Source organism: Sorangium sp. So ce426 (assembly GCF_051475585.1).
Lineage (GTDB): Bacteria > Myxococcota_A > Polyangia > Polyangiales > Polyangiaceae > Sorangium > Sorangium cellulosum_B.
This window is the reverse complement of record NZ_CP150341.1, coordinates 9882003-9906398: the sequence shown is the minus strand read 5'-3', so window position 1 is coordinate 9906398 and position 24396 is coordinate 9882003. Positions and strand designations below refer to the sequence as shown.

11 protein-coding genes are annotated in these 24396 nt (G+C 69.1%); 5 read left to right on the top strand and 6 right to left on the bottom strand.

All coding sequences use genetic code 11. The features are described from left to right. Nucleotides 1-181: 181 nt before the first annotated feature. Nucleotides 182-3436 carry an ALF repeat-containing protein gene (locus tag WMF44_RS37065; RefSeq protein WP_437294761.1) on the bottom strand — a complete coding sequence of 1085 codons (3255 nt, stop codon included), beginning with the start codon at nucleotides 3434-3436 and terminating at the stop codon, nucleotides 182-184. Between the two features lie 722 nt (nucleotides 3437-4158). On the opposite strand from WMF44_RS37065, the gene WMF44_RS37060 reads away from it, so the two are divergent. Both WMF44_RS37060 and WMF44_RS37055 read left to right on the top strand, forming a co-directional pair. Beyond that, nucleotides 4159-4710, top strand: a complete 552-nt coding sequence (locus WMF44_RS37060; protein ID WP_437294760.1) for a hypothetical protein — start codon at nucleotides 4159-4161, stop codon at nucleotides 4708-4710. 76 nt (nucleotides 4711-4786) lie between these two features. Then, nucleotides 4787-6988 (top strand): trypsin-like serine protease, encoded by a 2202-nt coding sequence (locus tag WMF44_RS37055; protein ID WP_437294759.1) that lies wholly within the window; start codon nucleotides 4787-4789, stop codon nucleotides 6986-6988. A gap of 389 nt (nucleotides 6989-7377) precedes the next feature. Here WMF44_RS37055 and WMF44_RS37050 read toward each other — a convergent pair whose 3' ends face one another. Then, the gene (locus WMF44_RS37050) at nucleotides 7378-8451 is read right to left on the bottom strand and encodes a transposase (RefSeq protein WP_437294758.1); all 1074 of its coding nucleotides are present in this window, start codon (nucleotides 8449-8451) and stop codon (nucleotides 7378-7380) included. Nucleotides 8452-8913: 462 nt separating this feature from the next. Between WMF44_RS37050 and WMF44_RS37045 the strand changes: the two genes are divergently transcribed. Together WMF44_RS37045 and WMF44_RS37040 are read left to right on the top strand one after the other, a co-directional pair. Beyond that, nucleotides 8914-9456, top strand: a complete 543-nt coding sequence (locus WMF44_RS37045; RefSeq protein WP_437294757.1) for a DUF4365 domain-containing protein — start codon at nucleotides 8914-8916, stop codon at nucleotides 9454-9456. After that, nucleotides 9453-10865, top strand: a complete 1413-nt coding sequence (locus tag WMF44_RS37040; RefSeq protein WP_437294756.1) for a hypothetical protein — start codon at nucleotides 9453-9455, stop codon at nucleotides 10863-10865. The genes WMF44_RS37045 and WMF44_RS37040 overlap by 4 nt, the downstream gene beginning before the upstream one ends. A 693-nt stretch (nucleotides 10866-11558) precedes the next feature. Here WMF44_RS37040 and WMF44_RS37035 read toward each other — a convergent pair. The 4 genes from WMF44_RS37035 to WMF44_RS37020 form a co-directional block, all read right to left on the bottom strand. Then, nucleotides 11559-11801 (bottom strand): hypothetical protein, encoded by a 243-nt coding sequence (locus tag WMF44_RS37035; RefSeq protein ID WP_437294755.1) that lies wholly within the window; start codon nucleotides 11799-11801, stop codon nucleotides 11559-11561. Nucleotides 11802-11881: 80 nt separating this feature from the next. Next, nucleotides 11882-12442: a sigma-70 family RNA polymerase sigma factor gene (locus tag WMF44_RS37030; protein WP_437294754.1), complete on the bottom strand. Its 561-nt coding sequence runs from the start codon at nucleotides 12440-12442 to the stop codon at nucleotides 11882-11884. Beyond that, nucleotides 12439-12654: a transcriptional regulator gene (locus WMF44_RS37025; RefSeq protein ID WP_437294753.1), complete on the bottom strand. Its 216-nt coding sequence runs from the start codon at nucleotides 12652-12654 to the stop codon at nucleotides 12439-12441. The genes WMF44_RS37030 and WMF44_RS37025 overlap by 4 nt, the downstream gene beginning before the upstream one ends. A gap of 349 nt (nucleotides 12655-13003) precedes the next feature. Then, complete coding sequence (locus WMF44_RS37020; protein ID WP_437294752.1) at nucleotides 13004-13816, bottom strand: hypothetical protein; 813 nt, start codon at nucleotides 13814-13816, stop codon at nucleotides 13004-13006. A gap of 341 nt (nucleotides 13817-14157) precedes the next feature. Between WMF44_RS37020 and WMF44_RS37015 the strand changes: the two genes are divergently transcribed. Then, complete coding sequence (locus tag WMF44_RS37015) at nucleotides 14158-24393, top strand: SpvB/TcaC N-terminal domain-containing protein (protein ID WP_437294751.1); 10236 nt, start codon at nucleotides 14158-14160, stop codon at nucleotides 24391-24393. Nucleotides 24394-24396 lie beyond the last annotated feature (3 nt).

The following is a 24396-nucleotide window of genomic DNA, read 5'->3' as shown; positions in this document are numbered from 1 at the left end:
GATTTCCGGGGATGTCGCGAGTTGAGCAGGTGCCTGGCCGGGCAGGCGGCGGGCATATCGCGACATGGCCAGGTGCCTGGCCGAGGGGGGCGCTGTGCCGCGTCGCCTCCTTCCGGGAGAAAGGTGCAGGGGCCGGCGACGAACACCAGCCCCTGCTGGTCAGTTGACGCGACGATCCCTGTCAGAACGACGACAGTACCCCGACGATCGGGGACACGAGATCGAGGGCGAACTTCGTGAGCTTCGTGGCCACCGTGGTGCCGCCGAGTGCTCCGATCCACTTGGATTGGCCCCACGTGATCAGCGCCAGGCCGGCACTCCCGGCGGAGGCGGTGAACTGGCTGCTAGTGAACCCGTACTCGATGCCAGAGAAAAGGGCGCTGAGGCCGGCGGTCCCGATGGATGTGTACGCGGCGCCCACCGCGGCCGGGGCCGCAACGGGAAAGACCGGGGTGAAGAGGCCGAAGACGGCGGAGGCGAACCCGGTGGCGATGCTGGCTGTGTTGAACGCGTCCGCCCACCAGCCGGCGTCCTCCCACCAGTCCTCGTCGCCGTCGTTGCTTCCCTTCGGATTGACCTTGTCGTGGAGGGGGTTGTTGGCCGGGTTGGTCCCGCTCTCCCGGTTCTTCCTCGCCTCCTCGGCTGCCTGCCGCGCGGCCGCCGCCACCTCGGCCTTCCGCTTCTCGGTGGCGATGCGGCGGGCGTCGCTGGCTGCTGCCGCTGCCGCCTTCGCGTCCTGGCCCGCCGCGACCGCGGCCTGACGCGCGCTCGACGCCGACGCCTGGGCGCTGTAGGAGGAGCTCAGGGCGCGGCGCGCCGCGTCGATCGCCTTGTTCGCCGAGTAGTTCGCCGAGCGGGCGGCGCCGCGCGCGGTCGCTGCCGCGTTTGCGGCTTGGTTCGCCGACGCCTGGGCGGCGGCGGCGGACCTGTCCGCCTCCTCGGCGTTCTGTCGCGCCTGCGAGGCGTACTCGGCGGCTTTGTCCGCCGAGGCCTGCGCCCTGGATGCCCACTCCGCAGCCTCCGCCGCCGCGTCGCGAGCCTCCGCTGCCGCCTTCGACGCGAGCGCCGCGTCCTGCTGCGCCTTGTAGGCGATCTTCGCTGCTGCGGCGATCGCCCCACGGATCGCCGCGATGTGGGTCGCAGCGTCGTGGTCGAGCTGTGCCGTCCTGTACTGCACGACCTCGACGAAGTTCCTGCGCATCCACGTCGGGCCCTCCAGGGCGACCACGGCGTGCGCCTTGGTGTAGGGGCCGCCCTTGTCGAGGAGCGTCGCCGTGGTGACGGCGTCGTCCTCCCGTACCGCGTCGGGGTAGGCGTGCTCGAAGAAGTCTTGCAGCGCCTTCGCGGTGCGCGCATCGAGCGCGGCCACAGCGGCTGCCTTGACGGCGTCTCCGGGGTTCTCGTGCAGGATGCGAGCGATCTGGACGCGGTTGTCCTCCGCGGCGGCCTCGATCACCCCTTCGGTGAGGAAACGCGGCACCGCCTGAGGCTCATCGCTCTCCAGCGCTAGCGCGTTCTGTGCCGCCTCCGCGATCGCGGGGGCGGACACCTGGGCGAGGTAGAGGGCGGTTTCCCGGTCGTCCTGACCCTGTGCGATGGCCCGGTCGGCGTCGATCCAGGCGTGTACGTCGGCGTCCGAGCCGGAGAGGGCGAACTGGGCGGCCTCCCGCGTCCAGGCGCCCCTCGCGTTCAGGAGACCTGCAGCGGCCTTGCGGCCCAGCGTGGCGGCCAGCGCCGGGTCGTTGCTCGCCAGCGCCTGCTCGGCCTGGGCGATCAGGTCCCGGATGGCCCGCTCGGTCTGCTCGGCCTGCGTGCGCTTGTTCTGGTATTCCGCCCGCTCGTCCGCTTCGATCTCGGCGAGCTGCCTGGCCTCGTCCCGGCCCCGCTGCATGTCCTCTTCCAGGCGCGCCATCTCCGCGTCCCGCGCCGCCTGCTCCACCGCGATGGCGTCCTCGACGGCCCTGGTGGCGGTGTTGGCGGCCCTCACCGCCGCGGCCGCGTGGGCCGTGGACTTCTTCGCGTGGTCGAGCGCCTCGCCGGCGTGCTCCACCGCCTCCTCGGCCGCGTCCGCCGCCCTGTCCGCATGGTCCGCGGCGGAGTTGGCGGCATCGCGCGCCGCGCGCGCGGCCCTCGCGGCCGAGCTGGCCAGGGCCCGTGCGGTGGATGCGGCGCTGGTGGCCCGGCTCGCGGCGGTGTTCGCGATCGCCGCCTGACGCTTCGCCTCCGCAGCCTCCCGCTGCGCCACGCCCGCGGCTGCTGCGGCCTGGGCGGAGGCGCTGGCGGCGGCGGCGGCGTTGCGGGCGGCGGAGGCGGCTGCGGAGCCGGCGTTGGCGGCCTGCGCGGAGGCGCTCGCGGCGTGGCCGGCGGCCCTGGCGGCCGATCGTGCCTTGGCGGCGGCGTCGCGGGCCGCGATCGCGGCGTTCTTCGCCGACCTGGCCTGGGAGGCGTCCTTGGAGGCGGCGATCGCGGCGTTGTACGCGCGGGAGGCGGCGTATCCGGCGGTCGCGGCGGCCTGGGAGGCAGCGGTGGCGGCCCAGGCGGCGCGGCGCGAGGCGGCCACGGCGGCGTGGGAGGCGTTGATGGCGTTCCGGGCGGCGTCTGCCGCGCCCTTGGCAGCCCTGCCTGCCTTGCGGGCGGCTGCCCCGGACTTCTGTACGTCCTCCTTGGCCGCCTCCGCCTCCGCCGCCGCCGCCTCGGCGGCCTCCTTGGCCTTCGCTGCGGCGGTCTTGGCCCGCTCGGAGGCCTCGACGGCCAGGTCGCTCTCGGCCTGCGCGCGCCTCCCCTCCCGCTCGACCACCGCGACGAGCTCCTCGATCGTCGCCGACTCCTGGTCACGGGCGCGGGCGATGTGCTGGCCGGTGTCGAGGAACCACTGGACGTCCGCCGCGGTGCCGCTGAGGGCGCGGCCCGCGTACTTCTTCACCTCCTGCCCGGCGTTGACGAGCATGCTGGCGACCTGCACCCGCATGTCCTCCTGGCGGGCGGTGTGCTGGCCGTCGGTGAGGAAGTCCTCCAGAGCCTCTTGTGTACCGATGTCCAGGGCGGCGGAGCCCGCCCGCCTGACCGCCGTGCTGCCGGTGTGGATGACGGTGGCGGTGGCCACGCGCAGGTCTTCCAGGAGGGCGGGCTTGAAGCCGTCCTCGAGGAAGGCTGCGATGGCACCATCGCCCTGGCTGAGGGCTTTGACGGCCTCCCGGCGCAGTCCCTTACCGGCGCGCGCGAGGTAGGTGACGATGGCGACACGGTTGTCTTCCACGGTCGCCATCGGCAGCTGTTCGGCGAGGAAGGTGTCGATGTCGGCGTCTGTGCCGTCGAGCGCATCGGATGCGGCTGCCCTGACGGCCCTGCCGCCCGTCATCCACGCCTTGACCGCCTTCGCCCGCCGGGTGTCCGGCAGCGCGAACGGATCGATCACATCGGTGTTGCTCCTCATCATTGGATGCCCCCTGGAAACATGACACTCGCCTGCCCGACGGCGATGGCGTCGGTCACCGAAGAAGCATCACACGAGCCAGCCCCGCGAATTCAGGCAGATCCAAGGCGCGTCTACTTTGCCTGATATACGCGGCGGCGAGGCTGCCTGAAAGCGCGGAGAAGCCGCAAAGAGAGGCAGCCTCACCAGCGGGGCAACCCGGGACATTGCCCCTTTGCCGCTCCTTGCTTGCCATTCGATCGCACGGGTGCCACATCAACCCCGCATCGACGCCGCGCGCGCCACACGACGCCCATGTGGATGTCTGCCTCTCACACGATTTGCACAGGCGAACAAAGCTCGAACAATGAGATTCCAGGACGCAGGCAAAGGGGTCGTCTTGGGCGCTAGGCAAGCGCTCCCACGGTCCTCGTCACCGCTGGGCTCCGCGCTCACTCTCCCCTGTCCCCATCGCGCGTAGCGGGACGCACGACGACCCCTGAGGAACAGCAATTTCATGCGGGTCGTCGAGGATCGCCGACCCGGGGGGATAAGCTCATGAACAAGCCGCTGCGGACCGTCTCCTCACCGTGCATGGCGCCAGTCTTTCATGCTTTCGAATATGCTGCGGAGGCGAAGAGGCCCCCCGTCACTCCGCTCGCTTCAGCTGCCGCGCTCCGCGGCCTTCACACCCGCGCTGTCCCGACGTTCCGGGCAGCCGACCGGGAACGACGAGCAGGACTGTGATGAAGACGACCACCGCGACTCCGCCGCGACCGGAGCAAAGGAGACTCGCGCGGTGCGCTCTGGGCGCCGCAGCGGCCGCCGCCCTGGGTTGGCCCGTGATGACGAGCAGTCCGTCGGACGCCCCCTCACAGCGAGGCGCGTCCGCCGAGGCGGTCGACCCCGTTGCCGACGCAGCCCCCGGCTATGCCGTCGAGGATTTCAACTACCCGCAGGCCGGCAAGATCCTCGCGGAACAGGGCATCACCCTCGAGCGCGGGGACGGCCGCGTCGTCCTCGCCGACTGCGCGAGCCAGACCGGCCTGCTGGAGGTCTTCGCCAGGAAGAGGAAGCACAGCATATGCTTCCGCGTCACCGGCAACTCCGGCTACCTGAGCCTGGAGATCCCCGCGGTCTACGCCATCAGGGGCAACGATTACACGATTCAGGTCGACATAGCCGTCGACAACGAGGTGCGGTCGTACGAGATCCAAAAAAACGAGTGGCTGCCTGTGGGCGAGAGCACGGGCGAGACGAAAGAGGTCACGCTCGTCGAGATCAGGACCTCCAAGTAGCACCTGGCCAACGTCCCTCATCAGCTGCTCGGCCGTCCGGGCCTGCCGGACCCAACCACCTCGCATCGAGGAAGCCATGGTCATCCAACGCACCAGCCCCGTCCGCCTCGTCGCGCTGGCCACTGTCCTGATCGCGGCCCTGCTGGTGCTGAGTGCTGCGCCCGCGCACGCCGTCACCGGCGCCGCCGCGTCCGACACCACCTATGGCTACACCGCGCGCCTGGACATCGGCGACGGCACCCGTGCCTGCTCTGGCGCCCTGGTCGATGCCGAGTGGCTGCTCACGGCAGCCAGCTGCTTCGCCGATGACCCGACGTCCAGCCTCGACGTGCCCGCCGGCACGCCGAAGCTGAGGACGACGGCGATCATCGGGCGCACCGACCTGACCACGAGCAACGGCGAAGTGCGCCGGGTCGTGGCGCTGGTCCCGCGCACCGACCGCGACCTGATCCTGGCCCGCCTCTCCCGCCCGGTCACCACCGTCGCCCCCGTCGCCCTGGCCACCACCGCGGCCACGGCCGGGGAGGAGCTACGCGTCGCCGGATACGGCCGCACGAAGGACGAGTGGGCGCCGCTTTTGCTGCACACCGGTGCATTCTCGGTGGACGCCGCCGACGCCACCACGGCCGCGGTTACCGGCAAGGACGGCGCGGCCATCTGCATGGGCGACACCGGTGGACCTGCGGTCCGCGTGACGAACGGCCAGGCCGAGCTTGTCGCCGTCAACAGCCGTTCTTGGCAGGGCCGTTGTTTCGGTACGGACACGACCGAGACCCGCACCGGTGGCATCGCCACCCGGGTCGACGACCTTGGCGACTGGGTGGCCGCCAAGATCGCCGCGCCGCGCGTGAACGACTTCGACTGTGACGGCGTCGAGGACATCGCGGTTTCCGACCCCGAGGCGACCGTGGGCGGCGACGCCCGAGCGGGCCTGGTCCGGATCGTGTACGGGGGCGGCAAGGGCACCGCCGAGATCCACCAGGACCTGGACTGGGTGCCGGGCGGCGCCGAGGCCGGGGACCGGTTCGGGGAGACCCTCGCGACCGTCGACTACAACGAGGACGGCTGCACCGACCTGGTGGTCGGCACCCCCGCCGAGGACCTCGGCACCGCGAAGGGCGCCGGTTTCGTCGACGTGCTCTATGGCGCGAGCGGCGGTATCGGCACGGGGCAGGCGACCCTGCACCTGCAACAGGGCACCGGTTCGGGGGCAATCGCCGCGTCGTCCCCCGAGGCAGGCGACCGCATGGGCCATTCGCTCGCGGCCGGCCGCACCGCCGCCGGGGAGCCGTGGCTGCTGATCGGCGTGCCCGGTGAATCGCTCGGCACCGTCGCCAGGGCGGGCGCGGTCTTCTACCTGCGCGGCACCACCGTCGTCTCCATCCACCAGGACAAGACGGGTGTCCCGGGCGCCGTGGAAGCGAACGATGGCTTCGGCACCTCGGTCGCGGGCGACGCCAACCACATCGCCGTCGGCATCCCCAACGAGGTCATCGGCAACAGGGCGGCCTCCGGCGCCGTGGTGATCTTCGCCCACAGCTTGAACGCTGGCGGCATCCCCACCCCGGTGGCGGGACTCGACCAGAGCCTCGACATGATCAGCGGCTCGGCGGAGGCCGGCGACGAGTTCGGCGCGTCGCTGTCCATGACCGAGTACCGCCCGGCCGGAGCCACGGCCGCCGCCGACTCCATTCTCGCGATCGGTTCGCCCGGTGAATCCCTGACCGTGAACGGCGCTGACAGAGCCGACGCAGGACGCGTCGTCATCGTCCGCGTCAGTGCGGCCGGCACCTGGAGCCAGCTCGGCGACATCCACCAGGAGATCGACGGCGTCTCCGGCGGCGCCGAGGCCGGCGACCGGTTCGGCGAGAAGGTGACCACCGTGAACACCGCACCGCGCGCCGAGAGCACCGCGTCGACGATGCTGCTCGCGGTCGGCATCCCCGGCGAGGCCATCGGCACGGCCACCAAGGCCGGAGGGATCCAGACCTTCTCGCTGCTCGGCGTGCCCGGCGACTCCGACTTCTGGATCGAGCCGGGCAACGCCTCCAGCCTGCCGGGCACCCCGGGCAAGAACCAGTACGTCGGAGTCAGCATCACCGCCACCGCGACGAGCCTGTATGTCGGCATGCCCTACGGCCCGTCCACGTACGGCGCCGTGCATGTCCTGCCCTGGTCGAACGCGACCGGCGGCCAGGCCGCGGCGGTGACCACGTACGCCCCCGGCACGGGCGGCCTTCCGGCGGCCGGCGTGCGGTTCGGTTACGTGGTAAAATAAGTTCCTGGACACGTACGCACAACAGCGGAGGGGCCCTGCCCGCAGTTGCCTGGAGTACCTCGTCCGGGTCGACGATCCGCGGCGGGATTCCGCTTCGGGTAGTGCGGCATTTTGAGCAAAAGGCTGCACCACCGCTCGGCGAGGCCCCCGGGCATGTCGGACATGGGCGGGTGCCTCGCCGAGCAGGCCGATGGGCATGTCGGACATGGGCGGGCGCCTGCTCCGCCACGGCTCCCGGGATGTCGGACATGGGCGGGTGCCCTGCCGAGCAGGCCGCCGGGCATGTCGGACATGGGCGAGTGCCTGCCAGGCGGGTGGTGCTGCACTTTGGCCCGAAGTGCAGCACTCGCGCTCAAAGTGCAGCACCCTGCGCGGGCAAAGTGCAGCACTCACGGCTCCTCCGGGGGATCGAACAGGGACAGCTGGACCGGACCGCGTGGAGGCGGAGGGGGAGCAGGCTGGACCGGAGGCGATGCCGGGGGGTCGGGATGGCGCGGCGGACGCTTCAGCGCGGGCGTCGGCTCGGTCACGAGGCGCAGGAAGCCCCGGTTGTTCGGGAGCGCCCTCGCTGGCGCGGAGGGCTCGCGATGAGTGAGCGGCTGCGCTTCGGGGGCGGTCCCCTCCTCCTCGGTCGTGAGCGTCTCCAGGAGCTCGTCAAGCGACCACACGTGGTCGGTGATGCCGGCCTGCATCGCGGGCGTGACGCGCAGCGTGCGCACGACGCGGACCAGATTGTAGGCCACGTAGTTCAAGGCGACCGCCGCGGCGTGGTGATTGGCCTTCTTACTGAAGGCCAGACAGAGCCTTCTCATGCGGCCGTTGGTGTGGCGCGTGGAGCCGTTCTGGCGTTCGACGTACGACGTCGAGGCCTTGGCCGGGTCGGGCGCGCCGTAGACCACGGACTTCGTGATGAAGGGGTCGCGCGGCGGCTCGTAGCGGTGGTCGTCATCCCGGCGTCCGCGGCTGCCAGAGCGGTAGTTCTTCACCGTCTGCATGTAGTCAATCGACTTGCCGAACGACGTGCCCACGGCGGAAATGTAAGGCGCGAAACCGTCGCTGGTCAGCTGGGGCATCACCAGCATGCGCGCGCGAAGGTCCTTGATGAAGGCGTCTGTCGTCGCCTGGTCGCGCTTGCCGACACGCCAGCAGATGACCATGCGGCTCGTCGCGTCGATGGCAACGAACGTGTACGCCTCGCCCACGTCGGGCGGGTCGGCCTCGGTCACGCGGGACTGCTTCTTCTGGACGAAGGACCAGACCTCATCGACCTGCACGAGGCTGCACTGCACGTCTCGCACGAGGCGGTCATGCAGGCGCACCGCACCGGCCCCCAGCGCCAGCAGGAGGCGCGTGATGGTGCGGTGGTTGACCTCGGTCATGCGCTCGGCCGCCCGGATGCTGTTGCCGTCCAGGAGCGCTGCGAGCACGCGCAGGCGCTTCTCCGCCGGGAGCACGTTCGCCACGGGACCCTTGCCTTTCCCCGGCGGAGGGCCCACGATCCGGTCTGCCAGGACGTCGGACGGGTCGCACCGCTCGGCTTCTGCCGCCCTGCTCCCAGTTCGCAGCTGAGGGCGGGGCGTTTTCGTCTAAGGTCCTCTGATTATAGCGCTTTTGCCGAGGAAAACCGCTCGGAAGGGCGCGGCAGATGCCGACAGGACGGGGTATGTCACAGCGGCGGCCCGTCGCGTTGGGGATGCCGCGATCATCTGGCCGCGGTTCGCCTGGCCTCCGGACGCTCCCGTTTCTCGCCCTGCCAGATTCCGGGCAAAGGGGCGGGCATGAACGCGCACACGTGCACCGCCACCATCAAGGCCGGCCCGCGCGCAGGCTCCGTACCCGACAGTCCGAGAACTTGGCCCGCTCGCTCACCTTGGCGATCCTTCCGTCCAGATGAAGCGCACATAGCGTGCGAGCGCCAAGCGGTCATGACACCAATCGCCAAGCCACCGTACTGGACCTTCTCCGAGAAGCGTGTTCAGGAAGAGCTTAGTTACGCCTACGTTCACGCCGTCGCATACATGGCAGGATGCAAGTGTGAACGCATGCGAGACGATATCGGCTGGGACGCAAAGCTGTCATACGTACAGAAAATCCGTGGCAAAGAGGACGAGGGGGCGGAGCTGCACCTGCAACTCAAAGCCACGTACAGAGCCAAGTTTCTGAGCGACAGCATCGTCTACGAGCTCGACGCTGGTGCATACAATAGGCTTGTACAGAGGATGCCTTCGGTGAGGCTACTCGTTGTTCTCGCCATGCATCCAGATGTGAGAAAGTGGATGTCATCTACAGAAGACTCGATGTCTCTGTATCGATGCGCGTACTGGATAGACCTGCGCGGCAAAGACGAGACAGACAACGACAGGTCTGTAACAATTACTATTCCACGAGCACAGGTATTCGGTGTTGACGCCATCATTGGCGAGCTTAAGCGCAAGGCCATGCGACTGAGGGAGCTTGCCGCCAAATGATCCCGCAGGACATTCATGCCGTCGACCTTGCCAGATACCTCGCCGATCACGGATGGACGGTAATCCCCGGCTTGTCCGATGAGGATGGGTACGACATCTACGAAGCTCCTATCCAAGACGACAGCGGGGAGCCGATTCAGATTGCGATCCCTACGTTCGACGATCCAGGCGCGGTCGCCGAAGCCATTCCGCGCCTATCCAGGCTTGCTGCCGCCATAGAGCAACGTCCCAGCAACGAAGTCATCGCTGACTTGTCAGCGTCTCGATCGGACACTCTGTCGATTCGCATCATGCCACGGCACAGGCACAGCAAGATTCACCTGAAATCAGCACCAGTAGTATACACGGCAATGTATGGGCTCTTTGCGTTCGCAGCATCTGCCGAGGCACAGGTGGCATCGCGATGGGAGGCACACAGGGCAGCGTTCATGAGGCGACTCAATCGCGTCGGGATCGAGTTCGCGGCAAACCTGTGGCTGATGCCGGCCGAGCAGAAGAGTTTCTCGTTTGATGTCGAGTCCGTACTTCCGGACGATCTTGCACTAGGTGGCCCGGGCTTACTTGGGAGCAGGGAAGTGGCCGCGCGTTTTCGTAGGCAAGTGATGGTACGAATCGTGCGCGGGCTTGTTCGATGCAGGCGCGCCTATGACAACAAGCGCTGGGAGAACCCGTACGAGGAATACATCGAGGGTCTAAATGCGAACATGGCCGACGCATTGGTTGACATGTACAATGGCATTGGACTTGCGGACGTAGATTTTTCGGTTCGTTGGTCTTCGATGCTTCGAGAAGAACTCCCTGACGACGTTCGCGGCGTTGGTGTTATTCACTACACGAACGATGTGGTTAAGTTAGCGTACGGCCTGTCCCGTCTGTTGACCAAAAGCCAAGTCAACGATGAGCCTAGGAATGTCAACATATACGGCCCCATTGTTAGCCTCAAGGACAAGAAGGAGAGTGAATCAGAGGCTGACCGTGGCGACTGGAAGAATGATGTGATTGAGCCGAACCATGAAGCAGAGTTCGATGCCGATCGCGTTGTTACCATCGAGACGCGAGACAAGGGGGCCCCGGCGACCGTGCACTTTTCGCTTGGGGAGAGCGATTACAGGTCGGCCTGCAATGCGCACAGAGACAAGCGAGATGTTTGGGCCCGTGGCCTTCTGCAAAGGAAACGTGGCAAATGGGTCCTCGATCCGTGCGAGGCTTTTGGTCTGATTGGTGGATCTCAGACGTTGTTTGCGTTTTCTTCTCAACCCGAGCCGGCTGAGTTGCCACCTCACAGCCCCGAAGTTGGAGCGGCAGACGCGGGGCCAGAATCCGAGAAGTCCGACGCGGACGAGAATCTCGAAGGGTACGAGATCGCCGTGCCCGATCCGGGGTATACGCCTGATCCGGATGAAGAGTAGGGCGCCACGCGTCTTACTGTTAATGTCGGAGGTCGACGTCCAACCCAACAAGTCAGGCCATGACGACGTTCGGTGCCCTCCGATGCTTCGGCGGCACTGGGTGAGACGGTGTACCGCCGCCGCCTGAGCCTGCGGAGCGAGGCGAGCCCGCGCGAGCCGCAGGCGAGTGCCCGCCGTGCCGAGGGGGATGCGGAGGATGCCGGCGATCTCGGTCGGCCCGTGTCCCAGGAGGGCAACCGTCAAGACGGCGGCTAGCCGGGCCCGGGCCGGGTATGCTGCCCGCGGCATCGATGCCAGAGGAGGATGGATGAACCTCGACGTGAACCGCCCGCGGGATGGCGATGTGGTGGAGTACGTCGCTGTGCCAGGGCTTACCGGCGTTGTCGAGTCAACGCCGGACGAGCGCAGCGGCGGGCTACTGGTCATATGGACCAGCAAGGGAGACCCCTGGTGCAGCTGGGTTCCATACTGCCACGTTCGCCGCCTTCAGCGAGAGCCGTCCGAGGAGGAATACGCAGCCGAGGCTTCGTGGCGGCTTTCTGGCTCAGGTCGGTAGGCCACGGGGCTGACCGATGTGGCCGTCAAGGCGGACCGAGCCCCATTGCTCAAAATTGAGCACTATCGAGGCTTTGGCGTTTCTCCCCTGCTCCGGGCCGATGTACTAGGCAGGCCGAAGTGGCGGTAACTGGATGTCTAAGGCAGTTTGCCCAGCCTTGCCCCCATGCACTTGAGATATGCTTCGTTTTCGCCTGTTGCCGCGTTGTCTAGCTCGGCCCTGGCACTCGAAACGACGTAGTGTAGTTGTTTCTTTTTGTCTAGGTCCAGCTCATCAAGTGCAGTGCGGACTGCAGCGTTATATTTTTCGCGGGCGGCCTCCAGATAAGCCGAGGCCTCGTCGTATTGTTGGCGGAGCTTTTCGTGATTATAGTCACCCATGTAGCCAGGCGTATCACAAGCCGAAGGCCGCCTCACTAACAATGCGCAGGCGTCGCCGTGGCGAACTGGGCGGGTTAGCCTCAACGGCGCCACCTCCGCAGCTTCAAGCCTAGCGCCTCCCGAGCGATCCGGAGCCTGGACGCCGCCGTGTGCGGGTTCATCCGGCGGCGCCTAGCGTACGCGACGAGGCTCTCCGGGTCGTCCACGGAGAGGAGCGCGTCGACCTGCCAGCCCGGCAGGCTGGCCATGGCGTCCAGCACCTCCCGCGCTTCGATCTGGGCGTGCATGTCGATGCCGACGGGCTCGCGCAGCAACCCGAGCGGCGACGGATGAAGCACGGCGCGGCGCACGTACGCGCTGTGGGTGTAGTGCGAGGCGAGGCGCCACGCGATGCCGTGGAGCCACTTCCGGAGCGCGTCCCTGGGCTTGTCCTTCGGGTCGGGACGATAGAGCCCGCGTCGGACGGCGTTCCAGGCGTTGAGCAACACCTCGGCCTCCACGTCGCGGCGGTCGCGCTTCGGGATGCCGGCGAGCGTCGCCATGACGATGCCGCGCTCGGCAAGGATCTCCGCCATCGAGGGGCGCTTCCGGGGATGTCGTGCGGCAGGCGGGCGTCCGGCCCCCTTCCGCGGGCGCTTCACCCGGTTCTCCCGCAGGTTGGGCAGCGGTGGACCGGAGCGAGGTCACCGAGCAGCTGCTCGACGGTGACGCCGGCCGCCTTGGCGGCACGCAGGGCGGTCGCGGGCGAGCCGTTGTACCGCCCGTTGGCGATGCCCTCGATGCTCACCTCGGCCATGCCCATCACCGCGGCGAGGCAGGACCACGAACCGTATGCGGCGCGAAGGTGGCGCAAGGCTGCGCGTAGGCGCTTGCGCTGGGCAGGGGTCAGCGAAATGCACGGGGAAGTACGGCGGCGGCGTGTAGGCACACCTCCGCCTTGCCCGCCGTCGGGTGGGATCAGGTATAGCTGCACTGTCGGACTCCGGGTGGAACGGGGTTCGGCCACGCAGCCCGGGCGACGCCAATCGCCGCGGGCTGCACTACTTCCGGCCGAACTTAGCCCGTCAGCACGAGGCCGGAGTCAAAGTGCAGCACTCAGATCCAAAGTGCAGCACTACCGCCAGGCGAGGCCGCCGGGCATGTCGGACATGGGCGGGTGCCTCGCCGCTCACGCCCCTGGCATGTCGCGGCGAGCGGTCCGGCTACAGCTCGGGCTCGGCGCTCACCACCGGCGCGGCCGGCGCCACCTCGCCGGGCACCGCCGGCGGGCTGGGGGCCGTGGGCGGGGCCTGCTCGGGCGTCGCGCGCCCGCGCAGGGCCCGCTCGCGATCGCTGTTGAGCTTGTCGACGTAGGCGAACAGCCGCGCCTCGTGGTCGGCCGGCAGCTTGCTGCCCTCTTCCTGGATCTCGTCCCGGAGCGCCTCCCGGAACCGCCCGAGCAGCCCGACGGCGGCGCCACGGAGCGGGCCGGTGGCCGAGGCGTTCTCGCCCGTCGCGAGGAGCGTGGCGCGCCTGCGCAGCAGGCCGTCGATATCGTCGCCGGCGGCGACGAACGCCTTCACCCAGTCGTGCAGGGTCCCTCCGCCGGGGGTCGCGGCGGCCTTCAGCTCCGCCTTGAGCCGGGTCAGCTCGGGCCGGTTGTCGAGCGCCGCCGACGCCTCGTCCGCGTACGGCGCGCGGAGCACGTCGAGCTTCGGGACGAACGCCTGCTGCGCGGTCGCCGCCGCTTCCTTGAGCGCCGCCGGCAAGGCGGGGTGCGCCTCGACGGCCTTGCACAGGAAGAAGACGGCCGCCCCGAGGCCGTCGTGCCGGACGTCCGCCTCCGCGAGCTCTCTGGCGAGCGGCGCGTGCGTGCCCGCGGCCTCGGGGATCGCGTCGATCTCCTTCTGCTTCGCCCTGAGCCGCGGCTCATACAGCTTGCCTGTCGCCGACAGGCGCAGCTCATCGGCCTTGTCGGTCAAGAGATCGCGCAAGGCGAGCTTCAGGTCCCCGATCGTGAGATTGCGCAAGGTCACCTCCGTGAATGGCGTGATCGGCCACCCCCACGCCGCACGGGCGGCCGAGAGGGAGAGCCAGGGATTGTTGCTTGAGCGTCACAGGATAATGAACTTCTCCGCATCCGGTAGTCCGAATTCGATGGCTCGGAGACGGAGCGCCCACGGGTGCGCTGAAATCGTGCTGGGAATCGGTCGATTTTGGCGCCTTTCCCAGCGAGAACGCCCCGTCTGTTATCGCTTGTAATTGCTATTTACGATCGCTTTTGCTCCCTTCGCGCCCGCGGAGGCAAGCGATGACGTCCGGGTGGATGAGACGGGTGTGGCGGCGGTGCGCCGGTTGCGTTCTGTTGCTCATGGTGGTGAGCGCGCCCCTCGGCGCGTGGGCTCAAGCGTTGACGTTGCGCCGGATAGGCGATCCCCTGCGCGCGCGGCTCACCGGCGCTCGCGGCGGCGCCGAGCCCGCGGCGGCGCTCGCCGGGGACGCCGCCGTGCTCGCGAGCGCGGGAGACCCCGACGGCGGTCCCGACGGCCTCGCCGTGGTCCCGATGGTGGCCTTGCCAGTGGACGTTCGCGCCGATGGTGCCGGCCCGGGGGCGGACCCGTGGGTCCTGTTCGACGGCCGCGGCGATACGGGGCTTCGCAGCGAGACCGGGGAGAAGGTGCGGATCCGGGTCTCGTTTCCGCAGCCCACCGCGCTCGAGGCGCTCGCGCTGTACGGGCGCAGCGAGGGCGCGCTCACGGTCCGTGCGGAGGACGGCGCCGAGCTTCAGGCCGCCTCCGGCCTCGTCGACGTGCCGCTCCACGACACGGGCGAGCGCTGGACGCGCCTTCCCATGGCGGTCACGGCCCAGCACGTCGTCATCGAGTGGCTTCCTTCGGGCGAGCGCGGGCCGCAGGAGATCCTGTTCTGGACCGCCGGCGCGCCCACGCGCGGCCTCTCCGAGGTGGAGCTCGCCGATCGCGTGCTCGCGGGGCGGCTCGCCGGGGCTTACCAGTTCGCTGCGACGTCCGAGCGGGCCACCGTGACGCGCACGGGCGGCGAGCAATCGCTGTCGCTCCACGTGGATACCGATCCACGGGCGCTCGCGCGCGCGTTCCTCGTCTACCAGCTGGAGGGCCGCGGGCACTGGTCGAGCGTGAACCGGCAGATCAACGGCACAGCGCCGCGCGGCGGCTCCCCGGCGGCAGCGCCGGCGACCGGAGGTCTGCAAGTCGAGGAGATCGCGCCCGCGTGGCTGAGGCGCGGCGATAACGTGGTGCGGTTCCGGCCCTCCGCGGAGCAGGAGCACGGATTCACCGTGAGCGCGCTCCGGGTGGTCGGGATCCCGCACGCCGGTGTGATCGAGGCGCGCTCCGCTGCCGAGGCGCACGCCCGGCCGGCCGGCGGTGAGCGCGCGCCTCGCACGGAGGCGCTGCGCCTCGATTTCGGCGCGCGCGTGGCGCCGCACGCGCTCCTCTTCCAGCTGACCAGCGCGGGCGCCGGGGAGCTCCAGATCGCGCCCAGCGAAGGCGCGAAGGGGCTTCGCTTCGACCTCAAGGACCTGCCGCCGGGCTGGCACCGGTTCGATCTCCCGGAGTCGGCGACATGGCCGGGGGCGGCCTCCGTGCAGATCGCGCGGGCGAAGGGCAGCCACGTCGAGGTGTCGGACGTCGCCGTGGTGGCGAGCCCCGTCCCGTCCCGCGCGCGGCGGATCGCGCTGAGCACGGCGCTGCATGGCGAGTGCGCCGAGGGGAGGGCCCATGTGCGCGGGTTCCTCGATCTGGCCGGCGAGGACGCGTCGAGAGCGCGGCTGTTCGCCGGCCCGGAGCCGGTGGCGCTGGGCGACGACGGCAGCTTCGAGCTCACGCTCCCGGAGCCCGAGGGGGCGAGTCACCGGACGTGGACGGCGCGCCTCGAGGCGCGGCTCGAGGACGGCACGCGCCTCGGTCGCGCGCTCGAGCTCGGTCCGTGCGCCGCGGGCGCCGCCCCGAGCGGGCTCGTCGTGGACCACGGCGCGCCCTATGGCGCGGTGGTGAGCCCGGACAAGGGCGCGGTGCTCTCGTTCGCGGGCGCCACGCTCGATATCCCGCCTGGCGCGCTGGAAGAGACGACGCGCATCACGATCCGCCCGCTGACGCCCGTCCAGGTGCAGCCGATGGGGCGCGCGATGCGCAATGTGACGCCCGAGGGGCGCGCGTTCCGCTTCGGCCCGCACGGGCTCAAGTTCAAGAAGCCGGTGAAGCTGACGTTGCCTGTCGACTCTGCGGCGATCCCGAGCGGCGCCAGGGCCAGGGAGATCTTCGGTTTCTACTTCGACGAGACGGTCCAGCGATGGACGAAGCTCGGGCGCGTCGAGGAGGGCGGGGCCCGGGAGCTCACGAGCTTGACCGATCACTTCACCGATTTCGTCAACGCGGCGATCTCCATGCCGGATCAGCCGGGAGCGCAGTCGTTCGATCCCAACGCGATGAAGGGGTTCCAGCTCGCGAGCCCGTCCGCGGGCGTGTCGTTCATCGAGCCGCCGGAGGCGAACGGCCAGGGCACGGCGCAGCTGTCGTTCCCGATCGAGGTGCCGCCGGGCCGGCACGGCATCGCGCCGGACCTGGCCGTCACGTACGAGAGCGAGCTGGGCAATGGCTGGCTCGGCGTGGGGTGGGATCTGCGCTTCTCGGCGATCGAGATCGACACGCGGTTCGGCGTGCCGCGGTACTCGGGTGACGAGCTCTACACGCTCGACGGCCAGATGCTGCGGGCCATCCCCGATCAGCCGGGCAGGTACGAGCGGCGCGTCGAGGGCGCGTTCGATCGCATCGAGCGCCTCGGGGCCGATCCCGGGAGCTTTCACTGGGTGGTCACCGACAAGGACGGCACCCGGTATACCTACGGCGAGAGCGCGGGCGCGCGCCTTGCGGACCGGTCCGGCGAGGCCGGGATCTTCCGCTGGAACCTGGAGCGGGTGGAAGACACGTTCGGCAACCGGATGCGGATCTCGTACTTCGAGGACGCGCCCGAGGGCGAGGACTGGGTGCAGCTCTATCCGCAGCGGATCGACTACACGGAGCACGAGAGCGGCTTCCCTGGAGCGCACTATCACGTGGTCTTCTCCGTGGACGACGGAGCGCAGCGGAGAGACGTCGTGAGCTCGGCGCGCGCCGGCTTCGAGGTGCGGACGACGCGGAGGCTCACGCGCGTCGACGTGACCATGGGCCAGGCGCCCGACGCCGAGGAGATCATCCGGAGCTATCATTTCGCGTACGACACGCCGGACCCGCGGCACCATCACAAGTCGCTGTTGAAGAGCATCGCTGTCCACGGAAACGGCGGTGAGGAGCCGCTCTACGAGCACAGCTTCGAGTACTTCGGCCTCCAGCAAGAGGGCGGCGAGCTCCAGGTGTTCTCGGCGCCGACGGAGTGGAGCCGCCCCGCGGAAGGGCGCGATGGCCTCGGGGCCACGAGCTCGGTCGAAGGGGGGCTCAGCGCGTTCGTCGGCGTGGGGCCGACGGTGTGTGATCCGCACGTTGGGCTGGGGGTCTCCGTCTCGTTCGGGGCGGACGACGAGGACGTCGCGTTCACGGACATCAATGGCGACGGGCTCCCGGATTTCGTGGGCAGCAACGGCGTCTGGCTGAACTCGCTCCCGGATCGGTCGAGCGGAAACGCGTTCTCGCCGGAGAGCGCGGGCAGCACGCACCAGATCACGGTCGGTCTGCAGGGGGCGATGCACCTGTTCCAGGAGCTCGGAGGTCTCGGTCTCAACCGCGCCTGGAGCACCGCGACCGCGCAGAGCCTGCTGCTCGACATCAACGGGGATGGCTTCCCGGAGCTGCTGGATGGGAGCGGGGCGACGCTGAACCCGAACAACGCGCGGCTGGGGCCGGGCGCCCGCGGCGCCGGGTTCACGATCGACGAGGATTTCAGCGATGGCGAGCAGGTCGAGGCGCTCCGCGACGCGTTCTACCGGACCAGCGCGCTGGTGAAATGGGTGCCGCCGTATGACGGTGTCGTCATCATCGACGGCGGCGTGTCGCTGGCCGGGGGCGGCGCGGGAGACGGGGTGACGGCGTCGATCACGAAGACGACGCGGGCGCCGCGGCCGGACAGCCTGGGGCACCGCGAGCACCAGCTGCTCTGGAAAAAGGACATCGGGCCGAGCGATCCTGCGTGTGTCCCCGAGGGCCAGGCGGGTTGCGGGAGCGGTATCCGCATCCAGGTCCGCCGGGCGGACGCGCTCTTTTTCCGGGTGGACCCGAAGGAGGACATCGAGGGCGACATCACGCGCTGGAACCCGCGCATCCGCTACACGGAGCTCTGCTCGTCGGAGCGTTGCGTACCGCTGTTCCCGGGCGAGACGACGCGCGTCAACGCGCTCGGGCGTCCGGTCTTCATCTTCACCTTCGCGGACGACTTCTCCGTGCTCGATCGGAGCGTGCCGGGCTGGGCCGCGGGGGCGGACGGGCAGGTCACGGTGCAGGCGAGCTTCGTCCGGACCGACGCGGATGACGCGTTCGATGTGCGGCTCGTGCGCCAGGACGTCGACTCGGGGCAGAGCGTCGAGCTCCATCGGACCACGGTGTCGGGCGCGCAGCTCAGCACCGAGATCGCGTGGCCGGTGGCCGTGCTCCAGGGCGATCTCCTGTTCTTGTACGCCGAGCTCGGCGAGAACGTGGTCGACCCGTCGCGCGTGCAGTACCAGGGGTTCGCCCGGTACACCGAGGTGTGTGGCCACGACGCGGATCCTGGGAGCTGCCGCGCTGTGGGCGAGTGCGCGCCCAGGTCCGGTGCTCCGTCCGGAAAGAGGGTTTGCGGGCTCGAAGCGTCGCCCGGCGACGGCGGGCCGATCTCGGTGCCCGAGGAGTCGATCGTGGCGCCCGTGCAGCTGAGCGACAGCACGATCGGCGGGACGGCGCTTCCGCTGTCGCAGCTGGAACAGGTGGACGCCCGCATGGTGGGCGGCTTCCGCGGCTTCAGCTATGGCGAGTGGACGACGGAGTACCCGTTCGACGAGAACCAGCTCCGCCGGAGGCCGGAGGAGAACAGGCCGCCTTATTTCACGCGCGTCGAGCCGCACTGGGAGGGGTACCACGCGGGCTGGTCGCCGGGCGAGGCCGGGTTTCCTCTCGTGGGCAGCGTCAGCGGCCCTGTGTTCCGGGGCTCGGGCGCGGACATGTACATCCGGGCCGGGGAGCTCAAGCCGTCGCGCATCGGCGGCGTCCGGCCGGAGGACGTGGCCAACGTCCCCGGCCTGAGGAAGAGCCACAACGGCTCGTCCTCGGGGGAGCTCGCGCTCATCGGGTCGTTCCAGGTGACGACCGGGACCACCGAGTCGAAGCTGGAGCTCGTCGACGTCAACGGCGATAGGCGGCCTGATGCCGTCACGCAGGGCGGCATGCGCATCCAGACGTGCGGCAGCGGCGGCCGGTGCGACGGGCAGCAGCCGGGGCAGTATGGCGCCCTGACCGTCGACGGGCCGGGGGACATCCGGGTCATCGAGACCATGAGCGCGCGGTTCGGGTTCGGCTTCGGATCCGCGGCGTCCGCGATCGCGGAGAAGATCGAGGCGAGCGCCGAGACCAAGGAGGTGCTCAGCGTGCTGCCCTCTCTCGGCAAGAGCTGGGGCACGTCGCAGACGACGCGCGACCTGCTCGACGTGAACGGCGACGGGCTTCCGGACAAGGTGAGGAGCGCGGGCGGTGTTCTCCATGTGCAGCTGAACCTCGGCTACCGCTTCGGGGACGAGCGCCTCTGGGCGGCGCTCGATCCGAGCGGCGATCCGTTCGAGCCGCTGCCGGAGGTCGGCGGGGATCCGCTGACCGCGCTGAGCCGGGTCTGGTCTCCGGAGCAGCTCGAGTCGGTGCGGGTGCAGGACAACACGACGAACAGCCTGCAGGTGGGTTATGCGGGGATCGGCGGCGGCATCGCGCACACGGTGAGCCGGACGCTCGTCGACTTCGTGGACCTGAACGGCGACAGGCTGCCCGACCGGGTGAGCAAGCAGCCTGGACAGGGTTATTACCGGGTGCGGCTCAACCTCGGCGACCGCTTCGGGCCCGAGGAGAGGTGGAGCGCGCCGGCGGTGAGCGGCGGGCTGCCGTGGGGGGTCGCGCTGGAGAAGGAGTTCACGAAGGAGATCAACGGCAGCAACGACGCGCTGTCGTTCTCGGAGACGACGGCGTTCAACGCCGGGTATGGCGTGCCGATCAAGATTCCGACGCCGTACGTGTGCATCGTGCTCGAGATCGCGGCGCAGCTCGGCTTGAGCGACGGGCGGAGCGAGCTCGGATGGGAGGATGTGGACGGCGACGGGACGGCGGATCACGTGCTGAAGCTGAGCGAGGGGATGCTGCGCGAGAGCGACCCGGCGCTGCGGGCGCGGCTGAACCTGACGGGCAAGACCAACCGGCTGTCGCGGGTGGTCCGTCCGCTTGGCGGCAGCATCCGGCTGGACTATGCGCGTGAGGGGAACAAGGTGGCGTATGCGAGCAGCCCGGACGAGCTGAGCGTGGACATGCCCGGCAGCAAGTGGGTGCTGTCGCGGGTGGAGGTGGACGACGGCATGGGCACGCCGGCCTACGTGCACACGTTCGATTACCACCAGAGCGGTTTTTACGACCGGGCGGAGCGGGAGGACTACGGCTTTGCGCAGGTGACGGCGACGCGCGAGGACGGCTCGCAGATCGTGACGCGTTACCACAACCAGGACTATTACCGGCGCGGGCTCGTGGCCGAGGTGGTCGAGCAGGACGCGGAGGGGCGGCTGTTCAGCCGGCAGCAGGTGGCCTATCGGGTGCCCGGGGCGCAGCCGATGCTGACAGGCTCGTTCTTCCCCAGGGAAGAGCAGCGGACGATGTCGTGGTACGAGGGCAAGACGGCGGACCCGAGCGCGCCTGGCAAACAGACGAGCGAGGAGCGGGACTGGGACGACCGCGGCAACCTCATCGGGGTGATCGAGCACGGCGAGCCAGGCACGCTGGAGGACGACGTCACGACCACGATCCACTACGTGGCGTACGACGGGCCGCACGTGGTGCGAGCGGACAGCGTGGAGGCGCGCGACAGCGCGGGGAGGCTGCTGCGGGAGCGCACCGCCGGGTACGACGAGGTGACCGGGGCGGTCGAGTGGATCACGAACACGGTGATCGGCGGCAAGGATCCGGCGACGGGCGCGCCGTACACGGGAGACGCATCGACGAATCCAACATGGGAGTTTGCCCACGACGCGTACGGCAACCTGGAGCAGGTGATCGAGCCGCGGGCCTTCACGCTGACGTACGAGTACGACGATGTGGCGGAGACGTACCTCTCCCGGGTGGACGACTCGTTTGGTTACTTCTCGGAGACGTGGTCGGACTACCGCTACGGCGCGGTGAGCGCGGTGCGGGACGTCAACGGTCATGAGGTCCACTACGACTTCGACGCGTTCGGACGGCTGCGGACTGTGTTCGGTCCGGACGACCCGCTGACGGCGGCGGAGGCGACGATCACGTTCGAGTATTCGCTCCAGCCGGGGGAGAGCGTCGCCATGCCGGCATGGGCGCGGACGCGGCACAAGGACGTGCAGCACCCGGGGGATCCGATCGACACGGTGACGTTCATCGACGGGCTGGACCGGGTGATCCAGACGAAGAAGGACGTGGAGAAGGATCCAGGGACGGGGGCCGCCCCGACCGTGGGCATGAGCGTGAGCGGCCGGGTGGTGCTGGACGAGCGGGGGCGCGTCTGGCAGCAGGGGCAGCCGGTGTTCGCGACGGGGGAGGCGACGGCGTTTGTGGACGTGGCGCTGAAGCACCCGACGACGTTCGAGTACGACGTGCTCTCGCGCATCATCGAGCGGAGGGAGCCGGACGAGGCGGCCGAGGGCGGCGAGGCGGTGACGACGACGAGCTACGATATCGAGCAGCTCGATGGCGTGGCGATGTTCGTGGCGACGGAGGTCGACCCGAAGGGGAAGGTGCGCAAGGCGTACCAGGACGTGGAGAACGCGATCGTGGCGGTCGAGGAGCGCAATCGGCTGCGCGGGTCGGAGGCGTGGACGACGCTGATGACGCGGTACGGGTACAGCGCGGTCGACGAGCTCGTGCGGGTGATGGACGCGCGCGGGAACGTGACGACGGCGGCGTACGACACGCTGGGACGGATGGTGACGCTGACGAGCCCGGACATGGGGCGTACGGAGTGGCGTTACGACCGGTCGGGCAACGTCGGGGCGCGGCAGACGGCGAAGCTGGCTGCGGAAGGCGCGGGCAAGCTGATCCGGTACGAGTACGACTTCAACCGGCTCAGGCGGGTGAACTACCCGGACTCGACGGACGTGACGTATGTGTACGGCGCGCCGGACGAGGCGGGCGACGAGCACGGCAACCGGGCCGGGCGGCTGGTGGAGGAGCAGAGCGAGGCGGGCAAGAGGACGTTCTGGTATGACCGGCAGGGGAACGTGGCGAAGCTGGCGACGGAGTTCCCCCGGCTGCGGGAGCCGCACCGAGGGCCGTACCAGGCGACGATGGAGTACGACTTCGACGGGTTCGGGCGGCTGCTGTCGCTGAAGTTCCCTGGCTCCGGTGCGGAGGTGGTGACGTACGGCTACGACCGAGGGGGCCTGGTCCGGTCGGCGGTGGGAACGAACACGCAGATCAACCCGCAGCACCCGGACGAGCCGGCGGTGACGCAGTACCTGCAGCACATCGGGTACGAGGAGCTCGAGCAGCGGGTGCGGGTGGTGCACGGCAACGGGATCGCGACGTCGTATCGGTATTACGAGAAGTCGCGGCGGCTTCAGGAGATCAACGCGGACCACCGCGACAGGTACCTCGTGGAGCGCGGGCGGCCGGCGAGGGCGTTCCAGCGGATGCGGTACGAGTACGACGTGGCGGGCAACCTGGAGCGCGTGCGGAACGAGGTGCCGTACGAGCAGGACATGCCGGGCTCGGTGCTTGTGGGGCCGACGACGCAGGAGTACGGGTACGACGATCTGTACCAGCTGCTCTCGGCGCGGGGGACGTACCAGGACCGGAGAGACTGGCAGTACCGGTACCGGCTGTCGTTCGCGTACGACGAGATTGGCAACATCCTGACGAAGGACCAGGCGAGCTCCCGGTACGTGCCGCAGGCGTGCCCCACGCCGGTTCCGGCTGGGTGCGACGGATGGCGCGAGGATCATGCAATCCGGGAGCAGACGTACCGGTCGGAGTACCAGTACCCGGGCCCGCAGCCGCACGCGCCGAAGCGCATCGAGGAGCAGCGCGTGGCGGAGTCGGCCCCGTGGTCGCGGGTGATCAGCTACGACGCGAGCGGCAACCAGACCGGCTGGACGTACCCTGGCTCGGGCACGCGTGCGACGGAGTGGAACGAGGAGAACCGGGTCGCGCGGGTGACGCAGAACGGTCAGGTGCTGTCGCGGATGCTGTACGACGGTGACGGGGAGCGGCGGGTGCACCTGCACCACGTGAGCGGCGAGGAGGAGACGGCGTACCACGACCAGCACCTGACGCTGCGGGACGGGCGGTTCGTCACGAAGCACATCTATGCGGGGCAGACGCGGATAGCGAGCAAGATGGATCCGGACTGGTTCCGTGACCCGCCGACGCTGTACTACCACCCGGACCACCTGGGCAGCACGAGCTTCGCGTCGAACAACGAGCAGACGCTGACGCAGCGGGACGAGTACTTTCCGAGCGGGGAGCTGTGGATCGACGCGTCGGACTCGCGGTACGAGCTGAGGCGAGCGTACGTGTTCACGGGGAAGGAGCTCGATCAGGCGACAGGGCTGTACTACTTCGGGGCGCGGTACTACGACCCGAGGAGCAGTGTGTGGCTGAGCCCGGATCCGATCCTGGACGAGTACATGGAGGGGGGGACGAGCGGCGGGGTATTCAACCCGGGGAACCTCGGGCTGTACAGCTACACGCTGAACAACCCGGTGAACCTGGTCGACCCGGATGGGAGAAGTGCGCAAGGGGCGCATCGGAACTTCCCTCCCGGGGCCAATGGGTGCAGGCACCCGAGCTGCTTCAACGGGCCGGCGGGGCAAAAGTTCCACCAGGAGCAGATGCTGCAGCGGATGAACGCTGGCGCTGCGGCGGCGGGTCGCACGTCTCGCGGCATCGGGGACGGGATGCGCCGGCTGCTGTTCAGGTTCGTGATGCAGCAGCAGGCTGCGCGGCCCGCGGCGCAGCCTGCAGCCGCGCCCGCGCAAGCGGCGCAGCCAGCGGCTGCGCCAGCGCAGCCGCCCCCGGCCGCACAGCCGGCGCCGGCCGCACAGCCGGCGAAGGGCCCGCAACCGGCGCCGCCGGCAAAGCCCTCCCAGGGGGCGGAGGCGGGGAAGCAGGCACCACCATCTACAGGATCTGCTGGGGGCGGCACGAGGACCGCCTCGAAGATCGACCGGGCTGCGTTCAAGGCCGAGCGCAGGGAATTTTGGAAAGCGGAAGCGAAGAACAATCCCCGAAAGTACAGCCCAGAGGATATCGCAAAAATGGAGAAGGGACAGGCTCCCATCGGTTCCGATGGACATCCGATGGAACTACATCATGTGGACAGGACGCCCGAGGGGGGCGTGAAGCCAATGACCAGGACAGAACATCGACTCGGTGAGAACTACAAGAAGAACCACTCGGAGTAATGT

Bases quoted from the DNA above. Each gene is read 5' to 3' on its own strand.
- WMF44_RS37045 (WP_437294757.1), top strand. From the start codon at position 8,914: ATGACACCAATCGCCAAGCCACCGTACTGGACCTTCTCCGAGAAGCGT.
- WMF44_RS37055 (WP_437294759.1), top strand. From the start codon at position 4,787: ATGGTCATCCAACGCACCAGCCCCGTCCGCCTCGTCGCGCTGGCCACT.
- WMF44_RS37060 (WP_437294760.1), top strand. From the start codon at position 4,159: ATGAAGACGACCACCGCGACTCCGCCGCGACCGGAGCAAAGGAGACTC.
- WMF44_RS37040 (WP_437294756.1), top strand. From the start codon at position 9,453: ATGATCCCGCAGGACATTCATGCCGTCGACCTTGCCAGATACCTCGCC.
- WMF44_RS37065 (WP_437294761.1), bottom strand. From the start codon at position 3,436: ATGATGAGGAGCAACACCGATGTGATCGATCCGTTCGCGCTGCCGGAC.
- WMF44_RS37035 (WP_437294755.1), bottom strand. From the start codon at position 11,801: ATGGGTGACTATAATCACGAAAAGCTCCGCCAACAATACGACGAGGCC.